Source organism: Pseudoalteromonas sp. US3C1004 (assembly GCF_048401065.1).
Classification (GTDB): domain Bacteria; phylum Pseudomonadota; class Gammaproteobacteria; order Enterobacterales; family Alteromonadaceae; genus Pseudoalteromonas; species Pseudoalteromonas undina.
Genome location: NZ_CP183073.1, coordinates 1,344,208 through 1,369,687, shown reverse-complemented (window position 1 = coordinate 1,369,687; position 25,480 = coordinate 1,344,208). Strand labels below are relative to the sequence as shown.

Here is a 25,480-nt window from a genome sequence, read left to right as displayed (position 1 = left end):
AATTTAAGTTAAATGGATACACGGCACTAAAAGGTATGACATAGCTAAAACAGTAAATAACAGGCACAAAAAAAGGAGCCATAGGCTCCTTTTCAATACTTATACAAAAACTTAAGCTGCCGCTAGGCCTTCTTTTGCTTTTGCTACAAGCGCTGCGAATGCAACTTGGTCGTAAACAGCGATATCTGCAAGGATCTTACGATCGATTTCTACAGATGTCTTTTTAAGACCATTGATAAAACGGCTGTAAGACAGACCATTTTGACGTGAAGCAGCATTGATACGTGCAATCCATAATTGACGGAAAGTACGTTTCTTAGCACGGCGGTCACGGTAAGCGTATTGACCCGCTTTAGTAACAGCCTGGAAAGCTACGCGGTAAACACGTGAACGTGCTCCGTAGTAACCTTTCGCTTGTTTTAAAACTTTTTTGTGACGTGCACGTGCGACAACGCCGCGTTTAACTCTTGCCATTTCTAAAAACCCCTATTAAGCGAATGGTAACATACGTGAAACTAGACCATGGTCATTTTTATGAACCATCATCTTAGGACGTAGGTGTAACTTACGCTTAGAAGTTTTCTTAGTCAGAATGTGACGAAGATGCGCTTGTTTACGCTTGAAACCGCCAGAAGCAGTCTTTTTGAAACGCTTAGCTGCGCCTCTGTGACTTTTTAGCTTGTAAGCCATTGCAATAACTCCAATTGTATTGCTTTAAAATTAGTAAGAAGGCGTGAGATATATTGCTATAGCTCCACTTTAAAGGCCTAACTTACTGCTATGTTCCGGTGAAAACCCGATATAAATACCGCAATTTTACTTTAAAACCGGTTAACTCAGGTGGACATTTTCATATCACTTGCAAACCTGAGCTAAATTCGGTGCGTATTATCGCCTAATTATTACTTTTTAGCAACCGGCGCCATCATCATAACCATTTGACGGCCTTCAACACGATTTGGGAAAGATTCAACAACTGCTAATTCTTCTAAATCGGTTTTAATACGGTTTAATAATTCGATACCAATTTCTTGGTGAGCCATTTCACGACCACGGAAGCGGATAGTTATCTTAGCTTTATCGCCAGCTTCTAAGAACTTGCGTAAGTTGCGTAGCTTAACCTGATAATCACCTTCATCCGTACCTGGACGGAATTTGATTTCTTTAATCTGGATCTGCTTTTGCTTCTTCTTCTGCTCTTTTAGTTCTTTGCTTTTTTCAAAGATGAACTTACCGTAATCCATAACCTTACAAACAGGCGGCTCAGCATTTGGACTGATCTCTACAAGATCAACACCCGCTGCATCAGCCATAGCTTGCGCGTCTTTTAATGACTGAATTCCAGCTTGTTCGCCGTCGATGTCGATTAAACGAACTTCTTGCGCTGTAATTTCTTCGTTAATACGATTTTTTTGAGCTGTTTGTTGCCCTTTCTTGCCGCCTCTAATAGTACGTTCCTCCAAGAATATCAATAATATAAGCGTGTAGCTGGCTATTTTTGCTTGCCCTACACGCTCGATTTTTACTGTCGATTTTTGATTTCTTCACTGATTTTAGCTACAAAATCATCGACATTAAATTTGCCTAGGTCTTCACCTGTGCGAGTTCGTACTGCTACTTCTTGTTGCTCAACTTCTTTGTCGCCAACAACCAATAAGTAAGGAATACGCTTAAGTGTATGCTCACGGATTTTAAAGCCAATCTTCTCATTTCTCAAGTCAGCAGCGGCTCTAATTCCAAGTTTATTTAATTTTTGTACAATTTCCTGAACATACGGTGCTTGTTTATCGGTGATATTCATAATCACCACTTGCTTAGGCGCAAGCCACGTTGGGAATAAACCAGCATACTCTTCTGTTAAAATACCAATGAAGCGCTCAATAGACCCTAATATAGCGCGGTGTATCATAACAGGTGTACGTCGTTCGTTATTTTCAGCCACATATGTTGCGCCTAAACGACCAGGTAATGCAAAGTCTAGTTGCACTGTACCACACTGCCACGCTCTGTCTAAGCAATCGTACAAAGTAAATTCAATTTTAGGGCCATAAAACGCCCCTTCACCTGGTAGGTAATCAAATTCAATGTCATTTGCTTTAAGTGCATCAGCAAGTGCAAGTTCAGCTTTGTCCCACATTTCATCTTCGCCGATACGTTGTTCTGGACGAGTTGAAAGTTTAACTACAATTTTTTCAAAGCCGAATGTTTCATACGTATCGTAAACCATTTTAATACAGGCCGATACTTCATCCATGATTTGCTCTTCAGTACAGAATACATGTGCATCATCTTGGGTAAAGCCACGCACACGCATTAAACCGTGAAGTGCGCCTGATGGCTCGTTACGGTGACAACAACCAAACTCAGCCATACGCAGTGGTAAATCACGGTATGATTTTAAACCTTGGTTAAATATTTGTACGTGACCTGGACAGTTCATTGGCTTGATTGCGTATTCACGCTTTTCAGACTCCGTGGTAAACATGGCTTCTGAATATTTTTCCCAGTGACCTGATTTTTCCCATAACGAACGATCCATCATCATTGGACCTTTTACTTCTTCGTATTGGTACTCACGTAATTTTTCACGCACAAATTCTTCTAATTCACGGTAAATGCTCCAACCATCGTTGTGCCAAAATACCATGCCTGGCGCTTCTTCTTGCCAGTGCCATAAATCAAGTGCTTTACCAATACGACGGTGATCACGTTTTTCAGCTTCTTCTAAACGCTTTAAGTACGCTTTAAGTTGTTTTTTATCGCCCCACGCTGTGCCGTAAATACGCTGCAGCATTTTATTTTCAGAATCACCACGCCAGTATGCACCTGCTACCTTCATAATTTTGAAGTTTTGACAGAATTTCATGTTAGGAACATGTGGTCCACGACACATATCTACGTATTCTTCGTGGTGGTATAAACCTGGGCGATCATCTTGAGCAATATTTTCGTCAAGAATTTCTATTTTGTATGTTTCGCCACGCGCCGCAAACGTATCGCGTGCTTCTTGCCAGCTAACGGTTTTTTTCACTACATCGTAGTTTGTTTTTGCAAGCTGTAACATACGCTTTTCAATAGCATCAAGATCATCTTGAGATAACGAATGTTCCATATCAATATCATAGTAAAAACCGTTATCGATAGTAGGACCAATCGCCATTTTAGCGTCTGGGAAAAGTTGCTTAACTGCATGACCAATTAGGTGGGCACAAGAATGGCGAATAATTTCTAAACCATCGTCATCTTTTGCTGTAATAATTTCAAGACGAGAGTCGGCTGAAATTAAATCACATGCATCCACGCGTTCGCCATTAACACGGCCGGCGATGGTTGCTTTAGCAAGACCAGGGCCAATATCGTTTGCAACATCAAGCGTGCTTACAGGGTTTTCAAAACTACGCTGACTACCGTCAGGGAGAGTAATAACTGGCATTATAAATCCTTACATACAGTGGTGACACCTACAATGTATCACGTGTATTTTTTAATTAATTAAATGAGAATGACTCGACAACGCTTTTACGAATAAGCATTGACTATTTTTCGCCATCAAAGGCTAATGTAGATGCTGAGTCTGCTCAACTACAAAAAAGATATTGTCGCGTGCTGCAGCGTTAATTACAAGTTTTAAGCTACTAAAAACCACGCATTTTTAACATAAATGTGCAATTAATAACTTTTCTTCAGTCACGCCGCATCAAATTAACGTAAAGCACTATATTAAAGCAGCACACAAAGTGCTTAAACTCGCATTTTAATGCGTGTTGCGTATAATAACCGGTAATTAAGTTATAGTAGAGATTAACAATGAGAACATGTGGTGTAGAAATTACCGGTAGCGATGTACTACTTTGTATTTTAAGTAAAGATAACGACGTTTTTGATATTCGTGACGTGCGCCAAACACGCTTTACCTTAGGTAACGGTAACGACACTGAAATAATGCGTAAATTTCAATTTGATTTTGCAAAGCTGATGCAAGATTACCAAATTGATTCTGTTGCCATTCGCGAACGCCAGCCTAAAGGTAAATTTGCAGGTAGCGCTAAAGGGTTCAAAATGGAAACGGCTATTCAATTAATCGACAACCTCGATGTTCGCGTGTTTTCAACTACTGAAATAAAAGAGCAAGTAAAACGCAACCCAATCCCTATCGCGTTCGAAGACACTGGTCTTAAAAAATATCAAGAAAATGCATTCGTTAATGCTTACGTTTATATCATGAAAAAAACCTACCGCAGCGACGAAATGTAATACCAATTGCATCCTTGTAAAAACGCGTAATAGCTCAATATTACGCGTTTTTTTATGTCTAAATTTTCAAATAAAAGTGTAAGACATTAGTCTAACCCTCTTCCCTTTGTCGACAATTCATGTTTATTTAATCAACAAGCCTTGGATAGATAAAAACATGGAGAATGTCATGAAAGCGACACAAACAGTGCATAAAGAAGTAGAACAAATAAACACTATACCGCTATCAAATAGTTATTTTAAGGGGATTCAAAGCACACCGCTAATAGAGCAAACTATTGGAGAATACCTTGATTCAATTGTCGACAATAACCCAGAGGCATTGGCAGTTGTTGTTGCTCACCAAAATATTCGCTTAAACTATAAGGAGTTTCAGCAGCAGATTGATCAGCTTGCTATGGGGTTGTTGGCATTAGGGGTTAAATCAGGTGACAGGGTCGGTATTTGGTCACCCAACAATATACAATGGTGCTTAACTCAATTTGCCACGGCCAAAATCGGCGCAATCATGGTGTGTATTAACCCAGCTTACCGCCCCAGTGAACTGCAATATGCGCTTAATAGTGTTGAATGTTCCACGCTTATTACTGCTACCTCATTTAAGGGCAGTCACTACGTTAATATGCTACAAAGTTTAGCCCCAGAGCTAAATAGTTGCCAAAAAGGGGAATTAAAAGCCGCTCAGCTTCCTTCATTAAAAAATGTAATTTGTATAGGTGATGAGCCAGTAAATGGTATGTTTTCGTTTAATGAAGTACTCGCCATGCCCTCAGATGCCCACCAGTTAGAACTTCAAGCGGTGGCTAAAACCCTAAACTGTAATCAAGACATTAATATTCAGTTTACCTCTGGCACCACAGGAAACCCTAAAGGGGCTACGCTAACGCATAAAAACATTCTTAATAATGCACTGCTTGTTGCCCAAGCAATGCATTTTACTGAACATGATAAGCTGTGTATCCCTGTACCGCTTTATCATTGCTTTGGCATGGTTTTAGGCAGCTTATTGTGCGTAAGTAAAGGCGCTGCAGCTATTTATCCAAGTGATTCTTTCGATCCAAAAACCACATTAGAGGTGGTACAACAAGAAAAATGTACCGGGCTTCATGGCGTGCCTACCATGTTTATAAGCGAATTAGAGCTTAATAACTTTAGTGATTATGATTTAACTACATTACGAACCGGCGTTATGGCAGGCTCAACCTGCCCCGAACAAGTTATGCGTAAAGTACAAACACTAATGAATATGAACCAAGTCGTTATAGCCTATGGACAAACAGAGTGTAGCCCAATCAACAATATCACTGAAACCGACTCATCAATTGAGCGTCAAGTCACCACAGTAGGACGAGCGCTTGCGCACACTGAAGTAAAGATTATTGATGAAGTGGGTGAAGTTCAAAAAATAGGCCAACCAGGTGAAGTCTGTAGCCGTGGAGCTGGTATTATGCGTTGCTATTGGAACGATGAAGAAAAAACCAAAGCTACTATCGATAATCAAGGTTGGTTACATTCTGGCGATTTAGGGGTAATGGACAGTGAAGGCTTTGTTAGTATTGTTGGCAGAATTAAAGACATGATTATTCGCGGCGGAGAAAATATATATCCCCGTGAGATTGAGGAAGTTTTATACACCTACCCAGGGATACAAGATGCGGCAATTTTTGGTATTACCGATGAAAAGTTTGGCGAAGAAGTCTGTGCCTGGATCCAGCCTAAAGAAGGTGAAGTGCTTGATGAGCAAGCAATTCGATTATTTTTAAAAGACAAACTCGCCTACTTTAAACAGCCTAAATATATTCGCTTTGTTGAACATTACCCGATGACGGTAACCGGCAAATTGCAAAAATTTAAAATGCGTGAACAAATGCAAGAAGAGCTCGCCGAGTCTGCATTTTCGTAAGCTGATTAAATGCAAAGCACTATCAGCTTAGTGCTTTGCATTGTCTTACTCAATTTCAGGTTGTTTAGGAACAACAAAGTCAGTAATACTTATATTTCGTCCTGCATTTTTAGCTTTATAAACCCCTACATCAGCTGTTGCCAACAATGATTTAATTGAAGGTCTATATGTAGTGTATTTATCAATTGCAATACCAGCAGAGACAGTAATACGGTTAAAGGGTGAATACTGATGTGCAATCGGGTCGGCTGCAAAGCGTTTAGGTAAGTCACTCAACCAATCTAACTCATTTGCCTGTAATGTTTTTACCAATATAAATTCTTCACCACCAAAACGCACCACAATATCAGCGTCACAATGTTTTAGTCGGTTTGCGACTGCTATTAATACGTTATCTCCCTCTAAGTGGCCGTAGTTATCGTTATAATTTTTAAAATAGTCGACATCAATCATCGCTAACCCTAAATATTGTGATGGCGCTAACTTGTTAATTAATGCTTTACAGCGTCTATCAAAACTATGCCGATTATGCATACCTGTTAATTGATCGGTATTGGCTTTTTCAGTTTCAAATAATTCCGCTTTATATTGCTTTCTTAATAGGGTATCTAGTTGATATTGCACTATGGCCAATACAATAACTATGCTGAAATAAAAATAAAGTGTCCACGCAATCGAAGTAGAAGAAAAAAGCTCAATAAATATCAGGGCAATGCCAATTATTGACCATAAAACCAGTTTATGTCCTAAGTGCAGCATCGGTATGGCTATAAATGCAGCAGCTACAAGCATAGGTCCACCCTCTTTTAATTCACTATAGCGTTGCACATATTCCCAAAAGAAATAACTAAATAAAAAACAAAATAAAACCGCATAACTGAAAAAGCGCGAATGCAAGTACTCTGAACTTAATGTTCTATTTACAATAATGAGGACTATCGATAACAACACCATAGTTACGCGTAAAATTGTTATCGTCGAATTGGCAGGCTCTTGTTGATTAAGCCAAGACATAAAAATAAAAGACAATAAAAACAGTGTTACTAGATAGAGTGATGCATCAGCAAGACGCATTGAGCTTTTATTGAGTTGATTTTGGAAGTTGTGCTCTGTTGCACTTGAAAAATAAAAAATTGCGGGAATAAGACGCACCGGCACTCTCCTTAATAAGCTCACTTATCCTTATCCACACTATAGTTTATTGTTATTAATTAGCGAGTTAAATTTACCTTATTAAATAATATTATACATTACTTTTGCTATATCCTGAACAATGCCTACTCAAGATATAGATAAAAATTATTGGGTTCACTAATAAATAGCCGAGGCGTCGCTATACAACGCCCTGTTCAATCATTGCATCTGCTACACGTCTAAATCCAGCAATATTTGCACCAAGTAACAAGTTACCGGGTTGATTAAATTCTTTTGCGGTATCGTTAGCTGTAGTGAAAATATCTTTCATTATTTGCTTTAACTTTTCATCTACTTGCTCAAATGTCCAGCTTTGCATACTGGCATTTTGTGCCATTTCTAATTGGCTGGTTGCTACCCCACCGGCATTCGCTGCTTTGCCAGGGCCATAAGCTATTTTTGCTTCAATAAAGCAATCAATCGCTTCTTTGGTTGAAGGCATATTTGCTCCTTCACTGACTAAAGTACAGCCATTTTCAAGTAGTGCTTTTGCATCCGCTTGGGTTAATTCATTTTGTGTAGCACAAGGAAAAGCCGCATCCGCACTGTAACGCCATACCGCATGACCATCTTGAGGGTACTCATCGCGAGCCGTATACTTGGCATGAGGATGAGTATCTAGGTAGTCACTTAAGCATCCTCGTGAGTGCTCTTTTAATTGCTTAATAAGTTTTAAGTCAATGCCACTCTCATCGTACAAAGTGCCTTTTGAGTCACTACAGGCAATAGGCGTAGCCCCTAGTTGATATAATTTTTCCATGGCATAAATTGCCACATTGCCTGAGCCTGAAATTAAACAGCGTTTTCCTGATAAGCTGTCATCACGATCTTCAAGCATATAGTTAGCAAAATACACTGCGCCATAACCCGTTGCTTCTTTGCGAGCTAACGATCCGCCCCAAAGTAAACTTTTACCGGTTAGTACGCCTTCATAGCGCCCTGTTAAGCGTTTGTATTGGCCAAACATATAACCAATTTCTCTCGCCCCTACGCCAATATCCCCTGCAGGTACATCGGTTGTAGGGCCGATATGGCGATATAACTCGGTCATAAACGATTGGCAAAAACGCATTATCTCGCCATCAGAGCGTCCTTTAGGATCAAAATTAGCGCCTCCTTTGCCGCCGCCTATAGGCAAACCGGTCAATGCATTTTTAAAAATTTGTTCAAAGCCTAAAAATTTTATGATGCTGGCATTTACACTTGGATGAAAACGTAAGCCGCCTTTGTAAGGGCCCAACGCCGAATTAAATTCGATACGGTAGCCTTTATTGACTTGAATATTGCCCTCGTCATCAACCCAAGGCACGCGAAACATTAACTGACGCTCTGGCTCTACCATTCTTTGAATAATTGCTTGTTGTTGGTAATGACTGGTTTGCGCAAATACAGGCTCTAGCGAGTCTAGCACTTCTTCTACTGCTTGATAAAACTCACATTGCGCAGGGCTTGTCTGCTTTAATTGCGCAATTGTTCTGTGTATATAATTCATATTTATTCTTCCATGTGGGTATTTTTTAATTCGAAACAGGAAAAATGATCAACGTTATTGTTAGTAGAGAAATTGATTATGTGATCATTATTTTTACACTTTAACATCATAAATAAACGGGATGCACGTGTTTGATGTTGAATTAAATTGTTGTTTCTTTTGTATAAAAACCCATTAGTAAAGAATTTTTATGCTAAAAACGCCAGTTTAAATGAATAACACGTTAAAAGTATTAAAAAAATAGTAAAACAAAATACGACTCTACGTTTTTACGAGAGCGACAACATAAAATGCTTTATAAGACTGAAGTTGTAGAAGGATAAGACTAATAATAGCGTAGATTTTAGTGAGTTCGTTTAAGAGGTTTAAATGGAGGTTGCTAATCAACCTCTATAAAATGCATTAAGCTTTTTCGCCATCTGGGCGAAAAGTACGCTGCACACCAGTTAAAAATAAACGTAAAACTTGATCGTTACACACACGATAATGTTTGTTTTCAACTTTACGTGAAAATGCACTGAGCTCATGCTTACTTAAATCAAAATCAACTAAGGCTAGTGTGGCTATCACGTCTTCTGCTTTCATATTTAAAGCAATACGTAATTTCATAAAAATAATATTATTGTTTAATTTAGTCTCTGGGATTGGCTGCTCACCGTCACGTTTACCGCGCTTAGTGTTTATAAAGCCATTTAAAAATACCGCAAATTCGGTGTCACTTATTGGGGTGTAACCTTGCTCGCCCTCTTTAGTTAACCATGCAATCACCTGCTCAGTGCTAACGCTCTGCTCTGCAGCGGCGAACACGTCAACCATTGCTGAATCGGTTAAATCAAAGGTGTAGCGAATACGGCGTAAAATATCGTTATTTGTCAAAGTAAATCCCAAGGTAAATAAGTGCTCAGCAAACAAAAGCTGTTTAATAGCGGCGCAGTTTATCAGAGTTACACTAAGCGCCCTATTAAATACTGTGTTTAATTACCCAATACTTTTGCCGGATCAACACGTGTTGCTTGCCATGCTGGATACAGCGTCGCCAATATTGCAAGCACAAAGGTGGCAATAACAGTTAACACTATATCTTGCCAAACTAATTTACTCGGTAAGAATTCGATAAAATACACACCTTCTAGCGGATTTTCACCCAGCAATAAACTCAGCCAAGTAAAAAGCTCACTAATATTGATTGCTAGAATGACTCCAATAATAGAGCCTAAAACTACGCCAACAAATGCTTGAGTTAAGCCTTGCATTACAAAAGTAGCCAATATAGTACTGTCTTTGGCACCCATGGTTTTTAAAATGGCAATATTGCCTTCTTTTTCGCGCACTTCCATCACTAATGACGAAACAATGTTAAAACTGGCGACTGCAATAATTAAAAACACCACAATATAAACGATCGTGCGAACCATTTGAATGTCTTGATACAAGCTGCCTTGGGTTCTAAACCAACTCGATATATACACATAATCAGTAAGAGTTTGCCCTACTCTCAACGCTATTTGGTGCGCTGCAAACACATCATCAACCCGTAAACGTAGGCCGGTTACTTGGCTTTGATCGTAACCTAAGGTTTGTTGTGCTTTGCTAAGGTGAATAAACGCGGCACTGCTATCAATAGGACCGCCCATTTCTATAATGCCTGCGAGTGTTAATGTAACCCGTTTTGGCGCAAGTAATGATTGTCCTTTTTCACTAATTTGTGGGATCAATAAAGTGACATTGTCGCCTATTGATATATTAAGTTGAGTGACAATTTGCTTGCCTAAAATAACATCCTCAAGTGCTAGCTGACTGACTAATTTACCTTGTGTAAATTGGTTAACCGCTGATACGTCGCTCTCTAGCGAAGGCTCAACACCACGTATTTCAACTGCTTTTAATTGGCTTTTAAATTGCGCCATACCATTTACTGCTATAAATGGGGCTGCTCCTGTTACTTGTGGTTGCTGTTTTAATTTTTCGACTTTGCTGGGCCAATCAGCAATCGGCCTGCTTGGTGCTACATATTCAACTTGTGGCACTACACTTAATAAACGATGTACTAATTGTTGTTCAAAACCATTGATCACCGATAACGCCACAATTAAAACGGCAACACCAAGTAAAATACCAATAGTAGATGCCTTAGCAATAAAACTAACAAACGCGTTTTTTTCATCTTTATGGCCTGAATAGGCTCTGAAACGTTTACTTATAAAGGCACTAAGCAACATGGTTTGACTCTTTTATTGATAATTTACCATCATCTAAATACGCTATTTTACCTAGCTTGTCGGCAAGTTCTAAATCATGAGTCACCACCACAAAACTGGTGTTTAAACTTTTATTTAGCTGGTTAATTAAATCGTAAATTTTAATCGCGTTTTGCTTATCTAAATTACCCGTTGGCTCATCTGCAAGAACCAGTGCAGGCTCAGTCACTAAAGCACGCGCTATGGCAACACGTTGGCGTTCGCCACCAGAAAGTGCCGACGGTTTATGGCTACTTCTGTGCGCAAGGCCGACTTTATCGAGCATGTCGAGCGCTTTTACATTTGCTTCTTTGGCACTCAAGCCTTTTATTAACAGTGGCATAGCAACATTTTCAACCGCACTAAATTCCATTAATAAATGATGAAATTGGTAAATAAACCCTAAGTTTTGATTTCTAAACGCGGCTTGTTGGCTGCGAGAAAGTTTAGCCACATCTTGGTTTTTGATTTTTGCACTGCCAGAACTGGCGGTATCTAAGGTACCCAAAATATGCAATAAGGTACTTTTACCTGAACCTGAGCTACCTACAATAGCTAGCATTTCACCTTGGGTTAGGGCTAAATCAACCCCTTTTAATACCTCAACTTGGTTTTGCCCGTCTTGGTACACTTTACTTATTTGTTCACAACTAATTACTAAATCATTCATAACGTAATACCTCGGCTGGGTTTACTTTAGCGGCCTGGCGCGCGGGATATAAAGTCGCTAAAAAGCTCATTGCTAAGCTTAAAAGCGCAATCACACTTAAGCTAAGCGCATCAAATTTGACCGGCAGTGAAATCCCCGATAATAAATTTAAGCCAACCAACGCCAGCAGTTCATTAATATATAAGCTAAATAAAATACCTAAAGAGGCACCTACTGCCGTACCAATCACACCGTTATATAAACCTTGAATCATAAATACAGTTTGTACTTGGCTTGGCGTTAGCCCTAGTGTTTGCAGTATCGCAACTTCGCTTTGTTTTTCACTTACCATCATGGTGAGCGCCGACACAATATTGAACACCGCCACCAGCACGATTAAGCCCAATAACATAGACATAATGCGTTTCTCCATCGCCACAGCGGCAAATAAAGTGCCTTGGCTACTGCGCCAATCGGTGTATTTAAAATTCTTTAGAATAAGTTGGCTGTCTTGAATAAATTCATCAAGTGCAAATGGCTCATGCAGTGACACACTTAAATTAGGGGGTGTAGAGCTACTTTGCTTTAATACTCGTTGCAATGACACACCACTGGTAAATGCCAATCCCATGTCAATTTCTGAACCAGTTTCGTAAATAGCAGCAATTTTGAATAAACGCTGGCTAGGAACACGACCAAGGGGTGTATAAGTTGACGCATTGGGCATAATAACGCGCAGTTTATCGCCCAAGCTAACGCCGAGTTTACGGCTTAGATAACGGCTAATAGCAATGTGATAATTATTATTTAATACACTTTGCCAATTCCCCTGCACTACTTTGTCAGTGATTTTATAAAGCGAGCCATCATTATCATAGAGCCCTTGCAGCAGCACACCATGCAGGTCTTTATTTGTTTGTAGTATAGCTTCACCATGGCGGTATAAACTAACATGATCAACATACGGTGATTGCTCAAGATCGGCTTTAAGAGTATTCATTTGCGCTTTAGAGTGTTGTTTTGCCTGCACTTCAACGTGTGGAATGAGTCCGAGCATATTCGTTTTCAGGCTGCTTTCAAAACCGTTCATGACACTACTTACTGTAAAGAGCGCCATTAAACCAATCGCTATACCTGCAATAGAAAAAAAAGAAATAAACGAAATAAACGCATTGCCTTTGGAAGAGCGACTATATCTAAGTCCGATAAACAGGCTAACAGGTTGAAACATATTAATTAAAACATTAATGCTAAAAGTGTGGCTTTATAGTAGCACGAACTCAGCGCAATTGAATATCACCATAAATGTAAGAAATAATTTATAAATCTTATACTTGGCTATATTATAAGCAAATCACTAAGCCAAGCTAAACTTTTAATCCTGTTACTAGATAATCAAGTAATACCCGTACATTAGTAGCAACAAATTGCCGCGGAGGATAGAGCCCCCACACACCCTCTTGCTGAGGTTGATAAGCTGTTAATATTGGTACTAACTGCCCTGTTTTTATCTCATTCTCTATGTAGTAATCCGGCAACTGAACAATACCCAACCCTTTTTTAGCGCCGTCAACCAGTGCCCAACCGCTATTGCAATGCAACCTCCCTGCTACTTTAATATGTTTGTCACGACCGTTTTCATTTACTCGCCAATAACTACTGTTACCAATTAAGCATTGATGCTGGTTAAGTTCACCTAACGTATGGGGTTCGCCAAAACGCGCTAAATAGCTTGGTGCAGCACACATAATAAATCGCCGAGAGCTCAAGCGTCGCGCTTTTAAACTCGAATCTTTTAAATGGCCTAATCGAATGGCTAAATCAAAGCCGCCCTCCAGCAAGTTTTCTTGCTCGTTAGAGAGCGTTGCGATTACTTCTATCTCGGGGTGATCATGCATAAACGAATGCACTATCGGCATAATAAAACTTTCACCATACATAACCGGTGCGGTTAATTTAATTTTACCTTTAGGGGATGTTTGCACAGACGCGAGCCCCTGAGTGGCTTCATCCATAGCGTGTTGTAAATGTTTTACTTGGTGTAAAAACTGCTCACCTTCTTTGGTTAATACAACCTTTCGGGTCGTACGCGTTAAAAGTTGGGTATTTAACCGTTGCTCAAGCTTAGTAACATGGCGGCTAATATGGGCAACCGATAGACCCAACGTCTGTGCAGCTTGAGTGAAACTTCCCTCTTCGCCAACAGCAATAAACTCATCAATCCCTTCCCAACGCATTATTATTACCATACTGTAAAAGTGTTTTATTAATTTAGAGATTATCATTGTTATAGAAATAAATACAATAGGCACATCACCCAAACAGTTTGGGTCTACAATTGATATTCAAACCACTACAAAGGATATACACATGTCTGAATTTATAAAATCAAAAGCAGCGATTGCCTGGGGCCCTAATCAGCCTTTAAGCGTTGAAGAAGTTGACGTGATGATGCCTAAAAAAGGCGAAGTGATGGTAAAAATCACTGCCACAGGTGTATGCCATACAGATGCTTTTACTTTATCAGGTGAAGATCCTGAAGGCATTTTCCCCGCTATTTTAGGCCATGAAGGTGCCGGGGTGGTTTACGCTGTGGGCGAAGGCGTTACAAGTGTAGAAGTTGGCGATCACGTTATTCCTCTATACACCGCAGAATGTGGTGAATGCAAAATGTGTACTTCAGGTAAAACCAACTTGTGCTCTGCTGTACGCGAAACACAAGGCAAAGGCTTAATGCCAGATGGCACAACGCGATTTTTCAAAGACGGCCAACCAATTTATCACTATATGGGGACGTCGACCTTTTCTGAATACACAGTACTTCCTGAAATCTCGCTAGCTAAAGTAAATAAAGAAGCCTCTTTAGAGGAAATTTGCTTATTGGGCTGCGGTGTCACTACCGGTATGGGCGCTGTAACAAATACGGCAAAAGTAACAGCGGGCGATACGGTAGCAATTTTTGGTCTAGGTGGCATTGGTTTGTCGGCCATTATTGGCGCCAAAATGGCTGGTGCAAGCCGTATTATTGGTATTGATATTAACACCTCTAAGTTTGATCTTGCGACTAAACTCGGTGCTACCGACTTAATTAATCCAAAAGACTTCGACAAGCCAATTCAAGAAGTGATTGTAGAGATGACCGACGGCGGTGTTGATTACTCATTTGAATGTATTGGTAACGTTGATGTAATGCGCTCTGCCCTTGAGTGTTGTCATAAAGGCTGGGGAGAATCTGTAATTATTGGTGTAGCTGGTGCTGGCCAAGAAATTTCAACTCGCCCGTTCCAACTTGTTACTGGCCGTGTATGGCGTGGTAGCGCATTTGGAGGCGTTAAAGGTCGTTCGCAACTTCCTGAAATTGTAGAGCGTTACATGGCGGGTGAATTCGCCCTTAATGATTTTATTACCCACACCATGAGCCTTGAAGAAATTAACGATGCATTTGATTTAATGCACGAAGGTAAGAGTATTCGTACTGTTATTCATTACTAATTTCTTTTAATCACCATTACCAGCCGTTGCTATTAAGTAACGGCTTTTAAGGATTGTTATGTTAGAAAATATCTCAACAGCAAAAGTGGCTGGTGGCTGGCATAAGCAGTATAGCCATACTTCCTCAAGCACCCATTGCAGCATGCGTTTTGCGGTATTTTTACCACCAGGCGCCAGTGAAAAAAATAAAGTACCAGTACTTTATTGGTTATCAGGATTAACCTGTACCGATGAAAACTTTATGCAAAAAGCAGGCGCGTTTAAAAAAGCGGCAGAGCTAGGCATCGCTATTGTCGCACCTGATACCAGTCCGCGTGGTGAAAACGTTCCTAATGAAGATAGCTACGATTTTGCCCAAGGTGCAGGGTTTTACGTCAATGCAACGCAGGCACCTTACAATACTCATTTTAATATGTACGATTATGTGGTGAAGGAACTACCTGCATTAATAGAGCAACATTTTCCAGTAACAACTAAAAAAGCAATTTCTGGGCATTCTATGGGTGGCCACGGCGCATTAATAATTGCCCTTAAAAATCCTAAAGCTTATACCAGCGCTACAGCATTTAGCCCAATTGTAAACCCGATAGATTGTCCTTGGGGTGTTAAAGCCTTTACTGGCTACTTGGGTACTGATAAATCAGTCTGGGCAGAATATGATAGCTGCGAATTAATGCAACAAGCCAAACAAGCTGATTATTTACCTATGTTGGTTAGCCAAGGTGATGCAGATAACTTTTTAGATGAGCAACTTAAGCCACAAAAGTTAGTAACTGTAGCTACACAGAAAGGCTATCCGTTAACACTCGAAATGCAAGCTGGCTACGACCATAGTTACTATTTCATTAGTAGTTTTATAGACCAACACTTATTATTTCATCATCAGTTTTTAACTGCTTAGATTCATTACTGTGTAGAGTAGATTTATCTACTTCTACACATTCTTTAAGATTTTTTGTGACCTGCCTGCATTTTCTAATGGTGCCGTCATCTCCTTTTACTAAACTAAATACTGCAGAGTCTATTTTTAAACCTAGCTCTGCAAAAGAAAATCCGTCCTTATCAACGGGAACTGGCTCAAATGGATTTTCATAAGGAGTAGACCGAGCTGGATTTTTCATCCGCTGATTTTCTTGTGCATTTGAGGCTGCTTGTCCATCCAACATAACGCCAAAAAATGTACAGCCATTAAGCATCAGCAATAGTGATAAAAAAAATATTTTTTTCATGTTTAACCCTTTAGTAGCTTCAACTTTAACTATTTAGTTAATAGAGTAACTCCATTAAAAAAGTAAAACTGTAAAAATCTGTTAGTAAGTGAAAATTGTTTACAACATAATTTATACTAAAGTATTTTATTATCACTCTCGCAAAATGATATAATATAACATATAATTAAACTCGTTTTTTCATCCATACCAAAGCATATTATGTCATTACCTTTATCTCAAAATCGTTTACACCATATAGACTTACTACGAGGTCTTATTATTATATTTATGGTGATTGATCACGGCATGTATTATTGTCTAAATTATTCAGTGACCGATCCCATGACCATACCAGGAACAGATGCGCTTACTTTTTTCACTCGTTTTATATCGCACTTTTGTGCGCCATTATTTGTATTTTTAGCGGGCCTTTCAGCTGCGATAACCGAGCATAAATACACTTCCACGCAAGCTTTTTCAAAAAGTTTAATTATACGTGGACTAGTGCTTATATTATTTGAATTTACTATTGTGTCATGGTCTTGGAGCTTTAATCCACTGTTTCCAATGTTATACGCTCAGGTTATTTGGGCGATAGGTTGGGGGTTTATTATTCTAGGGCTTTTACGCTTAATCGGTCTGTATGCAATTTTTGCCATGGGCTTAATTTTAGTATTTGGCCACAACTTATTTGATGCCGTCAACTTTGAGCCAAATACAATCGCAAATACGATATGGTCTGTTTTACATCAGAAAAATGTACTCGAACTTCCTTTTAACTTTAAAATTAGAACCACCTACCCCGTAGCTCCTATTGTTGGGTTAATGGCGTTAGCCTATTGTGCAGGTGTTTATTACAAAGCCAAGCAATACAGTAACCGAGTTATGGATTATGGCTTAATTTTGGGTGTAAGCTGCCTAGTTTTATATACGCTTTTGCGTGGCTTTAATCTTTATGGTGACGCGTCAATATTTACGATTAGTGACTCTTATTTACTCACTATAATGTCATTTTTAAACCCGACCAAATACCCACTTTCCCTGCAGTTTATGTTGTTAACCGTTGGTATAGGCCTAATTATGCTTAAACTATTGAGTAAGCTAAAAAGTGATTTTTCGCCAAAGTTTTTACAAGTATTGGGTAAAACCAGTATGTTCTCGTACTTAGCCCACTTGTATTTACTGCATGCAATAAGTTGGTTACTTATCCCTGTTTTAGGCTTTAGTTTTTCTGATATGACTTATGGCGAAACACTGGTGGGTTTACCAATTGGATACGGTATGAGCTATGTTGCAACACTGCTATTTATTGCAGTCGTAATTGGCTTAACAGCCGTTCTTGCCAATTATTATTTAGTATGGAAGCAAAAAAATAAACACAGTTTAATTGCTAAGTATATTTGAACAAACATTAAAAAAGGCGCTATAAAAGCGCCTTGCTAACAAGTATGTGTGCTTAGAACATATCTTGATAGGAATTTGTTGTACTAAATGTAATTGCTTTTTCAAAGCCTGGCAGTGTAATGCTGTGCTCATCTAAAACAATCTCATTTTCATCAATCAAGCCATCACCAAAACGGTAAATTAGCGAGTATTGACCTAAATCGGCTTGCGTTTGGTAAGTATGCTGTGCATCTTTTACTTGGCTATGTTTTTCAACATAGCTGTTCATCAGTGCATCACCATGGCGTTTAGCAAGCATTTGCATGGTTACTTTTGCGCTCAGCACAGTCGCTGTTGCATTATTTCCACCAAAGCCTTTTGAGTTAATAAACGCAATATCCATATCACCACAATCGTAGTGGCTATTACGAATATCTAAATGTTCACTGTAAACATCGTCGGCTACTTTATCAATGGTGGTAATACCCGGCATAATATTATGACTAAATACACCTAACGCAATCGCAAGCTGATCGCCACTAGCAGGCGCAATAGTATGGCCTACATAGGCTTTAGGCGCAGTCACTTTCCAGTTATCAATAGCAAATGTTTGCGCTACTTTATGATAAATTAAAGATTCAGTAACACGATTTTGTGGCGTACTTGAGCCGTGCGCTAAAATAAAGCTACGTTGTTGCAGTGCCTCTTTACCTAACAAGCTAGTAGCAAGTGCTGCTGATTTCGCCATGGTGATGTAATTGCCAGGCCCAGGTGAGGTAATTGACTTTTTAACTCCATCGGCATTCACAAATACATCCGGCACACTGCCCATAATATCTGCACCGAGTTCCAGAGCCAGTGCATCATCCATTAATATAGCAACCTGAGCCCCCTCACCTAAGGTAAAACCACAGTTCTCACCAAATGGACGACTACTTTTACGGTAATCAGGCTCGTCATCATTGGTTAAATTATCTAAACGGCGCAAACCTTCAATATTGGCCAGCGCACTCATATTACCAAAACCTTCAACCACTTCTGGAGTAATCGCACATTCAACACTTGCAACCACTGCAACACGGGTACGGCCAGCTTGAATATCGTTAACGGCAGCGCGCAAGTTATATAAAAATGTGGCACATGCGCCTGAGGTTGAAAAAGTCGTCCCAACATTTCCAGTAACATAGGCGTTAATAAAATCGGTCGACATCGTATTTAAACCCAGCGCTAACTGTTTAGTACTAACACGATCGCCCTGCTGACGCGCTTTAACTAAACCACCTAAGCCTTTATCATCCATTTGACCAATAACCGATGCTGAATAGGTACCAATTTTATCTGGCTCTACGCTATTCATAATATGTTGCCAATCAAGTCCTGTTGATTTTATTGCATCGGTGGCAGCAAATATGGTCGCTTGTAAACCGCGCGGCTGGTAGCGGCTGTTATACATAATGGCAGGATCAAACCCGGTTGGAAATTGCCCAGCTGACTTAATCGGGTTATCACGGGTTGAGTCATGTTTTACATCTAGCTCAGCAGCAATCGTGACTTTTACTTTTTTATTATCAAGGTCATCTATTTGCCAGTTACTTGGTAAAGGCGATGGTAAGTCACGACGACGTGTTTCAAACACAATTGAACTATCATCTGAAGCAGTTAAAGTCATTTTTTGCTGCCAAGGTGTGGCATCAACGTCAAAATGTTCTTTTTCAATTTTTCGAATTAATGTACCAGCAATAATTTGCTCACCAAAGCGTGCTTCAATGTCGCTTTGCTCAACATGATTACCTTGGCTGTCTTCAAGTTGGCCGTTTACTGTAGTCACTAAGTTCATTAATGTGGCAAGGCCTAAAAACGTTTCTTGGCGAGCTTGCGCCGCTAAGCTATCTAACACGATACGACGATAACCTTGATGAAAAGAAGTACGGCCAGCGGCATTAATGCCTCCCATGCCTACAATAACGGGTAATGCAGTCATAATTTACCTTTAAAATGCGTGTTATAAGAATATGACATTAGTTTAATTGGATTATAGAGACGTCTTTGTGCTTTAATAGCCAAATAAGCGGCATAAAAGGCCAAAAACAACTGGTCGGAGCATTCACAATGAGCAACAACCCATTAACTCCCCCCATAAATATTGGTATCGCAGTGTTTGAGCATTTGTTGGTAACCAGTCTCACATTACCGATTGAGATGCTGCGTGCGGGTGAGGCTTTTGCTAAAGGCCATAGTGATAAAAATAACTTTAAACCTCTGGCTATTCATTTAGTGGCTAAAAATAGTGATGCCATTAAGACGCGAACTGGACTATCGATTATTCCTGATTGTACTAGCGAAAACTCACCTTATTGCGATTTAGTTATTGTGCCTGGTATTTGGCGTAACCCTCGCCCGGTGATACGCGCTAATCAACAATTAGTCACTTGGCTGATCGAGAGCTTTACCGTAGGAAGTCATATAATTGGAGTAGGCACAGGTAATTGTTTTGTTGCAGAGGCTAGTTTACTTGACGGACATCCCGCTACTACCCATTGGCATTATGCTAAACAGTTTAAGCATGACTACCCTAATGTAAGTTTAAAACCTGATTTTTTTATCACCCAGTCAGAACGTATGTATACCGTAGCCAGTTTAAATGCACTTGCTGATGTTATCGTACATATTATTAGTCAATATTATGGTAAAGAAGCGGCACAACATGTGGAGCGCAACTTTTCCCATGAAATTCGTAAACCCTATGAAGATCAACGTTACTTAGAGGGAGCAGTAGATAGACACCCAGATGAGCTGATTGCACAAATACAGTTTTGGTTAAAAACCAATCTAGCCAGTGAGCTCAACTTACAGGAGGTTGCGGCTCAATTTAGTCTAAGTTATCGCACCTTTACCCGTCGCTTCAGAAGTGCCACTAACCAAAGTCCAATCGAATATTGGCAACAATTACGAGTAGAAGGCGCCAAAGATTTATTGGCATCTTCTAATTTATCGATTCAGGAAGTTGCTTTAGAGGTTGGCTATAATGACCAAGGGCATTTAACCCGAGTATTTAAAAAAGTATTACGCCAAACACCCAGCGAATACCGTAAAGTCGTGCGACGAAAATTATTTGGTTAAGTTTTAACTAAACCGTGTTCACTTTTGATGGTTAGCAAAGATTGATATAGCCTTGATTAGATTTTTTTATATATATAAATTATAGTATTACGCATGAAGCGTGGTGAAATTAATACAGGGAGATAGCTGATGGATAAACTTACCAATCTGCTTGTCGATCAACAAAGCAACGCATCCATTGAGGCTAAACTAGCTGACTTACTCGCGTTAGTTCGCAAACATTTAGATATGGATGTTGCTTTTATATCTGAATTTATTAACGATGAGCGGGTTTTTAAAGTGGTCGATAATCCCTCTGAAAACCAAATTGTTAAAGTGGGTAATGCCGATCCGATTAATGAAACGTATTGTCAAAAAATCACCGATGACAAGCTTAGCCCTATTATTACTAATACCAACGCAAACCCAATAACCAAGGCTATGCCCGTAACCAAAATGTTAGGTATAGGCGCTTATATCGGTGTACCTATCAACCTGTCAAACGGTAAATTATACGGTACTTTTTGTTGTTATAAATCACACCATGATGAGAGCTTGAACGATCGCGATTTATCGTTTTTAAATATTATTTCGGAAATAGCGACTGGCTTAATTGAAAAAAACTTATCAAAAAGTATATCGCGGAATCACGCCAAGTCAGCTATTGAGCAAATTATTAGCGATAATGATATTAGTATCTACTTTCAACCTATTTTTAGTTTAAAAAATAATAAAGTTGCAGGTTTTGAATCACTTGCTCGATTTTTTACTACACCTTATAAAACTCCTGATGTATGGTTTAAAGAAGCAAAAAAGGTTGGCTTAAATGAAGCATTAGAAATGCTAGCCATTAAAAATGCAGTCACCAACATAGCCAAATTTAATAATTCAACTTACATTGCTATTAATTGCTCACCATCGCATATCCTAAGCGGTGCACTTAAAAATACATTACAAAACATTGACTGCACTAGGCTAGTATTAGAAATTACTGAGCATTCGCCAATTTCCGACTACGAAAAAATGCGAACTGCACTTAGGCCTCTCAGAAACAAAGGCCTTCGCTTGGCCATTGACGATGTAGGCGCAGGCTTTTCGTCATTTCAGCACATTTTAGAGCTTGAAGCCGATATTATTAAATTAGATATCAGCCTCACACAAAATATAAACACTGATGATCGTAAGTTTTTGCTAGCAAAAGCACTGTGTGGGTTTGCAAAAGCAATCGACTGCACCATCGTTGCCGAAGGAATTGAAACTGAAGAAGAACTCAACTCGTTAAGAAAGCTCAATGTAGATAGTGTGCAAGGTTATTTTATTGGCCGCCCCACAGCAATTAACGATGCACTTAGTTTGCTAAACGCAACTCTACCAGCATGAAAAACGCCACTATTTAGTGGCGTTCGCTATCTATACTGTCTTTTCGATAATAACGTTTGTGATAACTTTTTACTTTAGCATGCACACCTTTGCTGAGGCTTTTAAACTTAGCTTCGAGCACATCAACACCATATAAAATACCAACCACCAATACAGAAAGCTTAATTGCAGCACCTAAGTTTTCGGTTGCGATCATCACCCCAATAGACGCAAGCACCCAAATAGTGGCCGCGGAGGTAACCCCTACTACTGCACCATCTTTTGCTAGCATAACGCCTGCGCCTAAAAAACCAATACCCGTGATTATTTGCCCCACTACACGAGAATGATCAATCACATCCCCTTGTAAATTAAACGCCGTAGATAAAAACAAATATGTGCCTAACGTTATTAATGCTGATGTGCGAATACCCACAGGTTTACCGCGCAATTGACGCTCTATACCAATAATAGCGCCACAAAAAGCGGCGGTGCCAATAGCTGCCCATGAGTATGGCGCTACATCGATAAAATCTAAAAATGTCACTTAATATCCTAATCTATTTTACTTTACCAATAGCAACTGCCGTCCGGAGCCTTTGGCTACCAAATGCCGACATTTTACTAAAGTCGCTACGTGCAATTGGTACGTGCTGACAATCTATTGCTAGCTGGTTATCTTTTCCAGGCTCGCAAAATGGGTCATGTACGTAAACACAATGTGCATCTAAATGGGTTACACACACCCAGTGCGGTGATTTTTTACCATCAAACCGATACGTACTAATTAACAGCAACACACTAAACCCCTGACTCAACCAGTTTTCTATGTCAGTTAATTCAACATCTTTTTGTGTAACTGAAATATTTGCCGCTGCCATACCCTCAACAAACTGTTGATGAACCGTGGCCAATACTGATTTTTTGTTATCACTGCGAACCCCATCTAAAAATAATGGTTCAGATGTATTAACAATTACCTCACTTGTAAAACCGCGTTTATTTGCAGCCAGTGCCAAGCCAAATGGGTGACAACCGCCATGTCCAGAGGTCATAAAAATCGTGGTGCCTTCACGCCACAAAGCTAATTCATGTGACTGACTCAGCTCTGTGTTTGAGTCAAGAGCAGCCATTGCCATTAATAACGCAGCAGGACCACAGGTAAACTCGGTGGTTTGCTGATACCATGGCGTTAAACGCTCAACCTGCAACTCACTGGTTTGGCGAATATTTTTTTGCATGCGTAAGGCATCACTGTGATCGTCATAATAATCACTGTATTGACCAAATACGCGATACCCCACACTTTTATAAAGCCCAATGGCGCTGTCGTTATTTACTGCAACTTCTAGGCGCAAATAAATACGTCCACGCTCACTGGTCGCTTTTTCAAGTTCATTGAGTAATTTTTTGGCTATGCCCTTGCCCTGCATTGTTGGTAATACGGCTAACGAATACAAACGCGCTAAACGCGTGCCTTTATGGCACCACACTAAGCCATAGCCACATAGTTGCGCATTTTGCTCAGCAACTAATAAAATCCCATGTTTAGCCCCAAGCCAGCGCTTTAAACTACGCGCACTTAGCTTATCGTTACTAAAGCAAGTATTTTCAAGCGCCACCAACGCCTTTAAGTCAGAGGTTATTGCAGGGCGAATAACTAGCTTAGTCGCCTCTGCCACTATTACTTTTTCAACCAGAGCAATAGGCATTAGCCGCGGCCTCGTGCTTCTAACCGCTGTTTAAACTCATCCATTATGATCATGTATAGCTCGTCACCTAAGTAACCATCTTCTACTTTGTGATCAATGCTCGGGTTGTCGTTTACTTCCAATACATACGCACGGCCTTGGTGCTCTTTAACATCTACACCGTATAAACCTTTACCCACTGTTTTGCAGGCCTTTAAAGCAGCGTCTAACACAGCTTTTGGTAACTCAAAGGTTGGTAGAGTTTCAAAGCCACCGGAAAAAAACCGTTTTGCGTCATGGTTGTATATTTGCCAATGGTTACGCGCCATTAAATAACGACATGCATAAATAGCACGACCATTAAGTACCCCTACGCGCCAATCGTATTCGGTGTACATGTATTCTTGTGCCAATACCAGCGCACTCAGTGCAAATAATTCACTAAGCTTAGCTTCTAATTCATCACGATTAGCAACTTTATAAACGCCTTTTGAAAACGACCCTTCTGGCATTTTTAATACCAGCGGATAAGTAAACGACGCTTCTAGTTGCTCAATTGTGTCTTTTGATTGATCTGCCACCACCACGGTTTTTAAGCTCGGTACTTTTTGATAATTAAATGCATCATGTAAGTACACTTTATTACAGCACCGTAAAATAGATTCCGCATCGTCAATCACCACTAAACCAAGGCTTTGCGCTTTACTTGCAAGGCGGTAGGTTGGGTGATCAATCGCTGTTGTTTGACGAATAAACAACGCATCAAATTGGGCAATATTATCTATTTCCTCAAAGCTAAGTGCTTTTGCGTTAATACCATGTTTCGCTGCTGCTTTTATAAAACGTGTAATTGCATCTTTATCACTTGGCGGTACTTTTTCGTTATGATCAACCAATATCGCCATATCCCAACGAAAACGGCGCTCTACTTTACCAATACGCCATTGCGTTTGGGTAAACTCATTGAGCTTTTCAATAAACGCAGCATATTGTTGCTCACTTAATGAGGTTAAAGAGCCTTGTTGCAATAAACCTTGCTGATCGACAAATAAAATAGGCGCTGGGTATTGTTTAAATACCGATTTAGCCGCTTTACCTTGTAATTCGTTTAGAGCATTACCAAAATAAACTGCGCCATCAATATGCCCAGTATTTAAAATAGGTGCTTGTCCACTTCTAAGCGCGTTTATTGTTTTAACGCTTGGTAATACTTGGTGTTTGCGGGCTTCTGCAAGCAATGAACAATAATAACCCTTACTCAAGTATTGGCTTGAGTCGCATAAATTAATAATGCGGGTTTTAGGTTCGTTACGTTTGGGGTAATCTCGTAAATAGGTGTCAAATGTAATTACATTTTCAAATGAAAGAGCAAGTGCTTGCTCATTGTTATCAACCACAATTAAGGTTTTAAACACGACTTTTCCTAGTTAAGTCAAAATATAAATAATACCTTGGCTAGTTAGCTCAGGTAGTTAAACAGCAAATAGAAACACCTATCGCACTAAGTGCAGCAAAT

General features: G+C 39.7%; 23 protein-coding genes. 7 read left to right on the top strand and 16 right to left on the bottom strand.

Annotated features, from left to right (window positions below; translation table 11 throughout):
- Positions 1-111 precede the first annotated feature (111 nt).
- From rplT to thrS, 4 genes are all read right to left on the bottom strand, one after another.
- Positions 112-474: a 50S ribosomal protein L20 gene (gene rplT / locus ACNSN3_RS06295; protein WP_008110477.1), complete on the bottom strand. Its 363-nt coding sequence runs from the start codon at positions 472-474 to the stop codon at positions 112-114.
- Positions 475-489: 15 nt separating this feature from the next.
- Positions 490-690, bottom strand: coding sequence for a 50S ribosomal protein L35 (gene rpmI, locus ACNSN3_RS06290; RefSeq protein WP_004587840.1), 201 nt, complete (start codon positions 688-690; stop codon positions 490-492).
- A gap of 212 nt (positions 691-902) precedes the next feature.
- The gene (gene infC / locus ACNSN3_RS06285) at positions 903-1,463 is read right to left on the bottom strand and encodes a translation initiation factor IF-3 (RefSeq protein WP_008466946.1); all 561 of its coding nucleotides are present in this window, start codon (positions 1,461-1,463) and stop codon (positions 903-905) included.
- Positions 1,464-1,522: 59 nt separating this feature from the next.
- Positions 1,523-3,433, bottom strand: a complete 1,911-nt coding sequence (gene thrS / locus ACNSN3_RS06280; protein WP_008466944.1) for a threonine--tRNA ligase — start codon at positions 3,431-3,433, stop codon at positions 1,523-1,525.
- Between the two features lie 374 nt (positions 3,434-3,807).
- Here thrS and ACNSN3_RS06275 point away from each other — a divergent pair, with 374 nt between their 5' ends.
- Together ACNSN3_RS06275 and ACNSN3_RS06270 are read left to right on the top strand one after the other, a co-directional pair.
- The gene (locus ACNSN3_RS06275) at positions 3,808-4,254 is read left to right on the top strand and encodes a DUF3010 family protein (protein ID WP_010389888.1); all 447 of its coding nucleotides are present in this window, start codon (positions 3,808-3,810) and stop codon (positions 4,252-4,254) included.
- A 169-nt stretch (positions 4,255-4,423) separates the two neighbouring features.
- Positions 4,424-6,157 carry an AMP-binding protein gene (locus tag ACNSN3_RS06270; RefSeq protein ID WP_418608805.1) on the top strand — a complete coding sequence of 578 codons (1,734 nt, stop codon included), beginning with the start codon at positions 4,424-4,426 and terminating at the stop codon, positions 6,155-6,157.
- 45 nt (positions 6,158-6,202) lie between these two features.
- On the opposite strand, the gene ACNSN3_RS06265 is transcribed toward ACNSN3_RS06270, so the two are convergent.
- The 7 genes from ACNSN3_RS06265 to ACNSN3_RS06235 form a co-directional block, all read right to left on the bottom strand.
- Complete coding sequence (locus ACNSN3_RS06265; protein ID WP_418608804.1) at positions 6,203-7,309, bottom strand: GGDEF domain-containing protein; 1,107 nt, start codon at positions 7,307-7,309, stop codon at positions 6,203-6,205.
- Positions 7,310-7,490: 181 nt separating this feature from the next.
- A complete protein-coding gene (gene gdhA / locus ACNSN3_RS06260; RefSeq protein WP_418608803.1) occupies positions 7,491-8,843 on the bottom strand; it encodes an NADP-specific glutamate dehydrogenase in 1,353 nt (450 codons plus the stop codon).
- 402 nt (positions 8,844-9,245) lie between these two features.
- On the bottom strand, positions 9,246-9,719 hold the full coding sequence (locus ACNSN3_RS06255) for a DUF1456 family protein (RefSeq protein WP_055011902.1): 474 nt from the start codon (positions 9,717-9,719) through the stop codon (positions 9,246-9,248).
- A gap of 98 nt (positions 9,720-9,817) precedes the next feature.
- Positions 9,818-11,062 (bottom strand): lipoprotein-releasing ABC transporter permease subunit, encoded by a 1,245-nt coding sequence (locus ACNSN3_RS06250; protein ID WP_418608802.1) that lies wholly within the window; start codon positions 11,060-11,062, stop codon positions 9,818-9,820.
- Positions 11,052-11,750, bottom strand: coding sequence for a lipoprotein-releasing ABC transporter ATP-binding protein LolD (gene lolD / locus ACNSN3_RS06245; RefSeq protein ID WP_010389881.1), 699 nt, complete (start codon positions 11,748-11,750; stop codon positions 11,052-11,054). Before lolD ends, ACNSN3_RS06250 begins: the two co-directional genes overlap by 11 nt.
- Positions 11,743-12,960, bottom strand: coding sequence for a lipoprotein-releasing ABC transporter permease subunit (locus tag ACNSN3_RS06240; protein ID WP_418608801.1), 1,218 nt, complete (start codon positions 12,958-12,960; stop codon positions 11,743-11,745). The genes lolD and ACNSN3_RS06240 overlap by 8 nt, the downstream gene beginning before the upstream one ends.
- A gap of 136 nt (positions 12,961-13,096) precedes the next feature.
- The gene (locus ACNSN3_RS06235; RefSeq protein ID WP_171040282.1) at positions 13,097-13,969 is read right to left on the bottom strand and encodes a LysR family transcriptional regulator; all 873 of its coding nucleotides are present in this window, start codon (positions 13,967-13,969) and stop codon (positions 13,097-13,099) included.
- Positions 13,970-14,099: 130 nt separating this feature from the next.
- Here ACNSN3_RS06235 and ACNSN3_RS06230 point away from each other — a divergent pair, with 130 nt between their 5' ends.
- Both ACNSN3_RS06230 and fghA read left to right on the top strand, forming a co-directional pair.
- The gene (locus tag ACNSN3_RS06230) at positions 14,100-15,221 is read left to right on the top strand and encodes an S-(hydroxymethyl)glutathione dehydrogenase/class III alcohol dehydrogenase (RefSeq protein ID WP_109874696.1); all 1,122 of its coding nucleotides are present in this window, start codon (positions 14,100-14,102) and stop codon (positions 15,219-15,221) included.
- A 58-nt stretch (positions 15,222-15,279) separates the two neighbouring features.
- Complete coding sequence (gene fghA, locus ACNSN3_RS06225) at positions 15,280-16,122, top strand: S-formylglutathione hydrolase (RefSeq protein ID WP_138593909.1); 843 nt, start codon at positions 15,280-15,282, stop codon at positions 16,120-16,122.
- On the opposite strand, the gene ACNSN3_RS06220 is transcribed toward fghA, so the two are convergent.
- On the bottom strand, positions 16,076-16,450 hold the full coding sequence (locus ACNSN3_RS06220) for a hypothetical protein (protein WP_138593910.1): 375 nt from the start codon (positions 16,448-16,450) through the stop codon (positions 16,076-16,078). The genes fghA and ACNSN3_RS06220 overlap by 47 nt on opposite strands.
- Before the next feature lie 201 nt (positions 16,451-16,651).
- Here ACNSN3_RS06220 and ACNSN3_RS06215 point away from each other — a divergent pair, with 201 nt between their 5' ends.
- Positions 16,652-17,836, top strand: coding sequence for a DUF1624 domain-containing protein (locus tag ACNSN3_RS06215; RefSeq protein ID WP_418608799.1), 1,185 nt, complete (start codon positions 16,652-16,654; stop codon positions 17,834-17,836).
- Between the two features lie 52 nt (positions 17,837-17,888).
- Here ACNSN3_RS06215 and ACNSN3_RS06210 read toward each other — a convergent pair whose 3' ends face one another.
- The gene (locus ACNSN3_RS06210; RefSeq protein WP_055011895.1) at positions 17,889-19,796 is read right to left on the bottom strand and encodes a beta-ketoacyl synthase; all 1,908 of its coding nucleotides are present in this window, start codon (positions 19,794-19,796) and stop codon (positions 17,889-17,891) included.
- A gap of 128 nt (positions 19,797-19,924) precedes the next feature.
- Between ACNSN3_RS06210 and ACNSN3_RS06205 the strand changes: the two genes are divergently transcribed.
- Positions 19,925-20,935: a GlxA family transcriptional regulator gene (locus ACNSN3_RS06205; RefSeq protein WP_021033106.1), complete on the top strand. Its 1,011-nt coding sequence runs from the start codon at positions 19,925-19,927 to the stop codon at positions 20,933-20,935.
- 129 nt (positions 20,936-21,064) lie between these two features.
- The gene (locus ACNSN3_RS06200) at positions 21,065-22,294 is read left to right on the top strand and encodes an EAL domain-containing protein (protein ID WP_418608798.1); all 1,230 of its coding nucleotides are present in this window, start codon (positions 21,065-21,067) and stop codon (positions 22,292-22,294) included.
- Positions 22,295-22,307: 13 nt separating this feature from the next.
- Here ACNSN3_RS06200 and ACNSN3_RS06195 read toward each other — a convergent pair whose 3' ends face one another.
- From ACNSN3_RS06195 to ACNSN3_RS06185, 3 genes are read right to left on the bottom strand one after another with little or no spacing between them, the layout of a single operon-like run.
- Positions 22,308-22,820: an MgtC/SapB family protein gene (locus ACNSN3_RS06195; RefSeq protein ID WP_198523105.1), complete on the bottom strand. Its 513-nt coding sequence runs from the start codon at positions 22,818-22,820 to the stop codon at positions 22,308-22,310.
- A 13-nt stretch (positions 22,821-22,833) separates the two neighbouring features.
- Entirely contained in the window at positions 22,834-23,985 is a 1,152-nt protein-coding gene (locus tag ACNSN3_RS06190) for a peptidase C39 family protein (protein ID WP_418608797.1), read from the bottom strand.
- A complete protein-coding gene (locus ACNSN3_RS06185) occupies positions 23,985-25,379 on the bottom strand; it encodes a RimK family protein (RefSeq protein ID WP_054200844.1) in 1,395 nt (464 codons plus the stop codon). The genes ACNSN3_RS06190 and ACNSN3_RS06185 overlap by 1 nt, the downstream gene beginning before the upstream one ends.
- Positions 25,380-25,480: the final 101 nt, after the last annotated feature.

Bases quoted from the DNA above. Each gene is read 5' to 3' on its own strand.
- rplT (WP_008110477.1), bottom strand. From the start codon at position 474: ATGGCAAGAGTTAAACGCGGCGTTGTCGCACGTGCACGTCACAAAAAA.
- rpmI (WP_004587840.1), bottom strand. From the start codon at position 690: ATGGCTTACAAGCTAAAAAGTCACAGAGGCGCAGCTAAGCGTTTCAAA.
- thrS (WP_008466944.1), bottom strand. From the start codon at position 3,433: ATGCCAGTTATTACTCTCCCTGACGGTAGTCAGCGTAGTTTTGAAAAC.
- ACNSN3_RS06275 (WP_010389888.1), top strand. From the start codon at position 3,808: ATGAGAACATGTGGTGTAGAAATTACCGGTAGCGATGTACTACTTTGT.
- ACNSN3_RS06270 (WP_418608805.1), top strand. From the start codon at position 4,424: ATGAAAGCGACACAAACAGTGCATAAAGAAGTAGAACAAATAAACACT.
- gdhA (WP_418608803.1), bottom strand. From the start codon at position 8,843: ATGAATTATATACACAGAACAATTGCGCAATTAAAGCAGACAAGCCCT.
- ACNSN3_RS06250 (WP_418608802.1), bottom strand. From the start codon at position 11,062: ATGTTGCTTAGTGCCTTTATAAGTAAACGTTTCAGAGCCTATTCAGGC.
- lolD (WP_010389881.1), bottom strand. From the start codon at position 11,750: ATGAATGATTTAGTAATTAGTTGTGAACAAATAAGTAAAGTGTACCAA.
- ACNSN3_RS06240 (WP_418608801.1), bottom strand. From the start codon at position 12,960: ATGTTTCAACCTGTTAGCCTGTTTATCGGACTTAGATATAGTCGCTCT.
- ACNSN3_RS06230 (WP_109874696.1), top strand. From the start codon at position 14,100: ATGTCTGAATTTATAAAATCAAAAGCAGCGATTGCCTGGGGCCCTAAT.
- fghA (WP_138593909.1), top strand. From the start codon at position 15,280: ATGTTAGAAAATATCTCAACAGCAAAAGTGGCTGGTGGCTGGCATAAG.
- ACNSN3_RS06220 (WP_138593910.1), bottom strand. From the start codon at position 16,450: ATGAAAAAAATATTTTTTTTATCACTATTGCTGATGCTTAATGGCTGT.
- ACNSN3_RS06215 (WP_418608799.1), top strand. From the start codon at position 16,652: ATGTCATTACCTTTATCTCAAAATCGTTTACACCATATAGACTTACTA.
- ACNSN3_RS06210 (WP_055011895.1), bottom strand. From the start codon at position 19,796: ATGACTGCATTACCCGTTATTGTAGGCATGGGAGGCATTAATGCCGCT.
- ACNSN3_RS06205 (WP_021033106.1), top strand. From the start codon at position 19,925: ATGAGCAACAACCCATTAACTCCCCCCATAAATATTGGTATCGCAGTG.
- ACNSN3_RS06200 (WP_418608798.1), top strand. From the start codon at position 21,065: ATGGATAAACTTACCAATCTGCTTGTCGATCAACAAAGCAACGCATCC.
- ACNSN3_RS06190 (WP_418608797.1), bottom strand. From the start codon at position 23,985: ATGCCTATTGCTCTGGTTGAAAAAGTAATAGTGGCAGAGGCGACTAAG.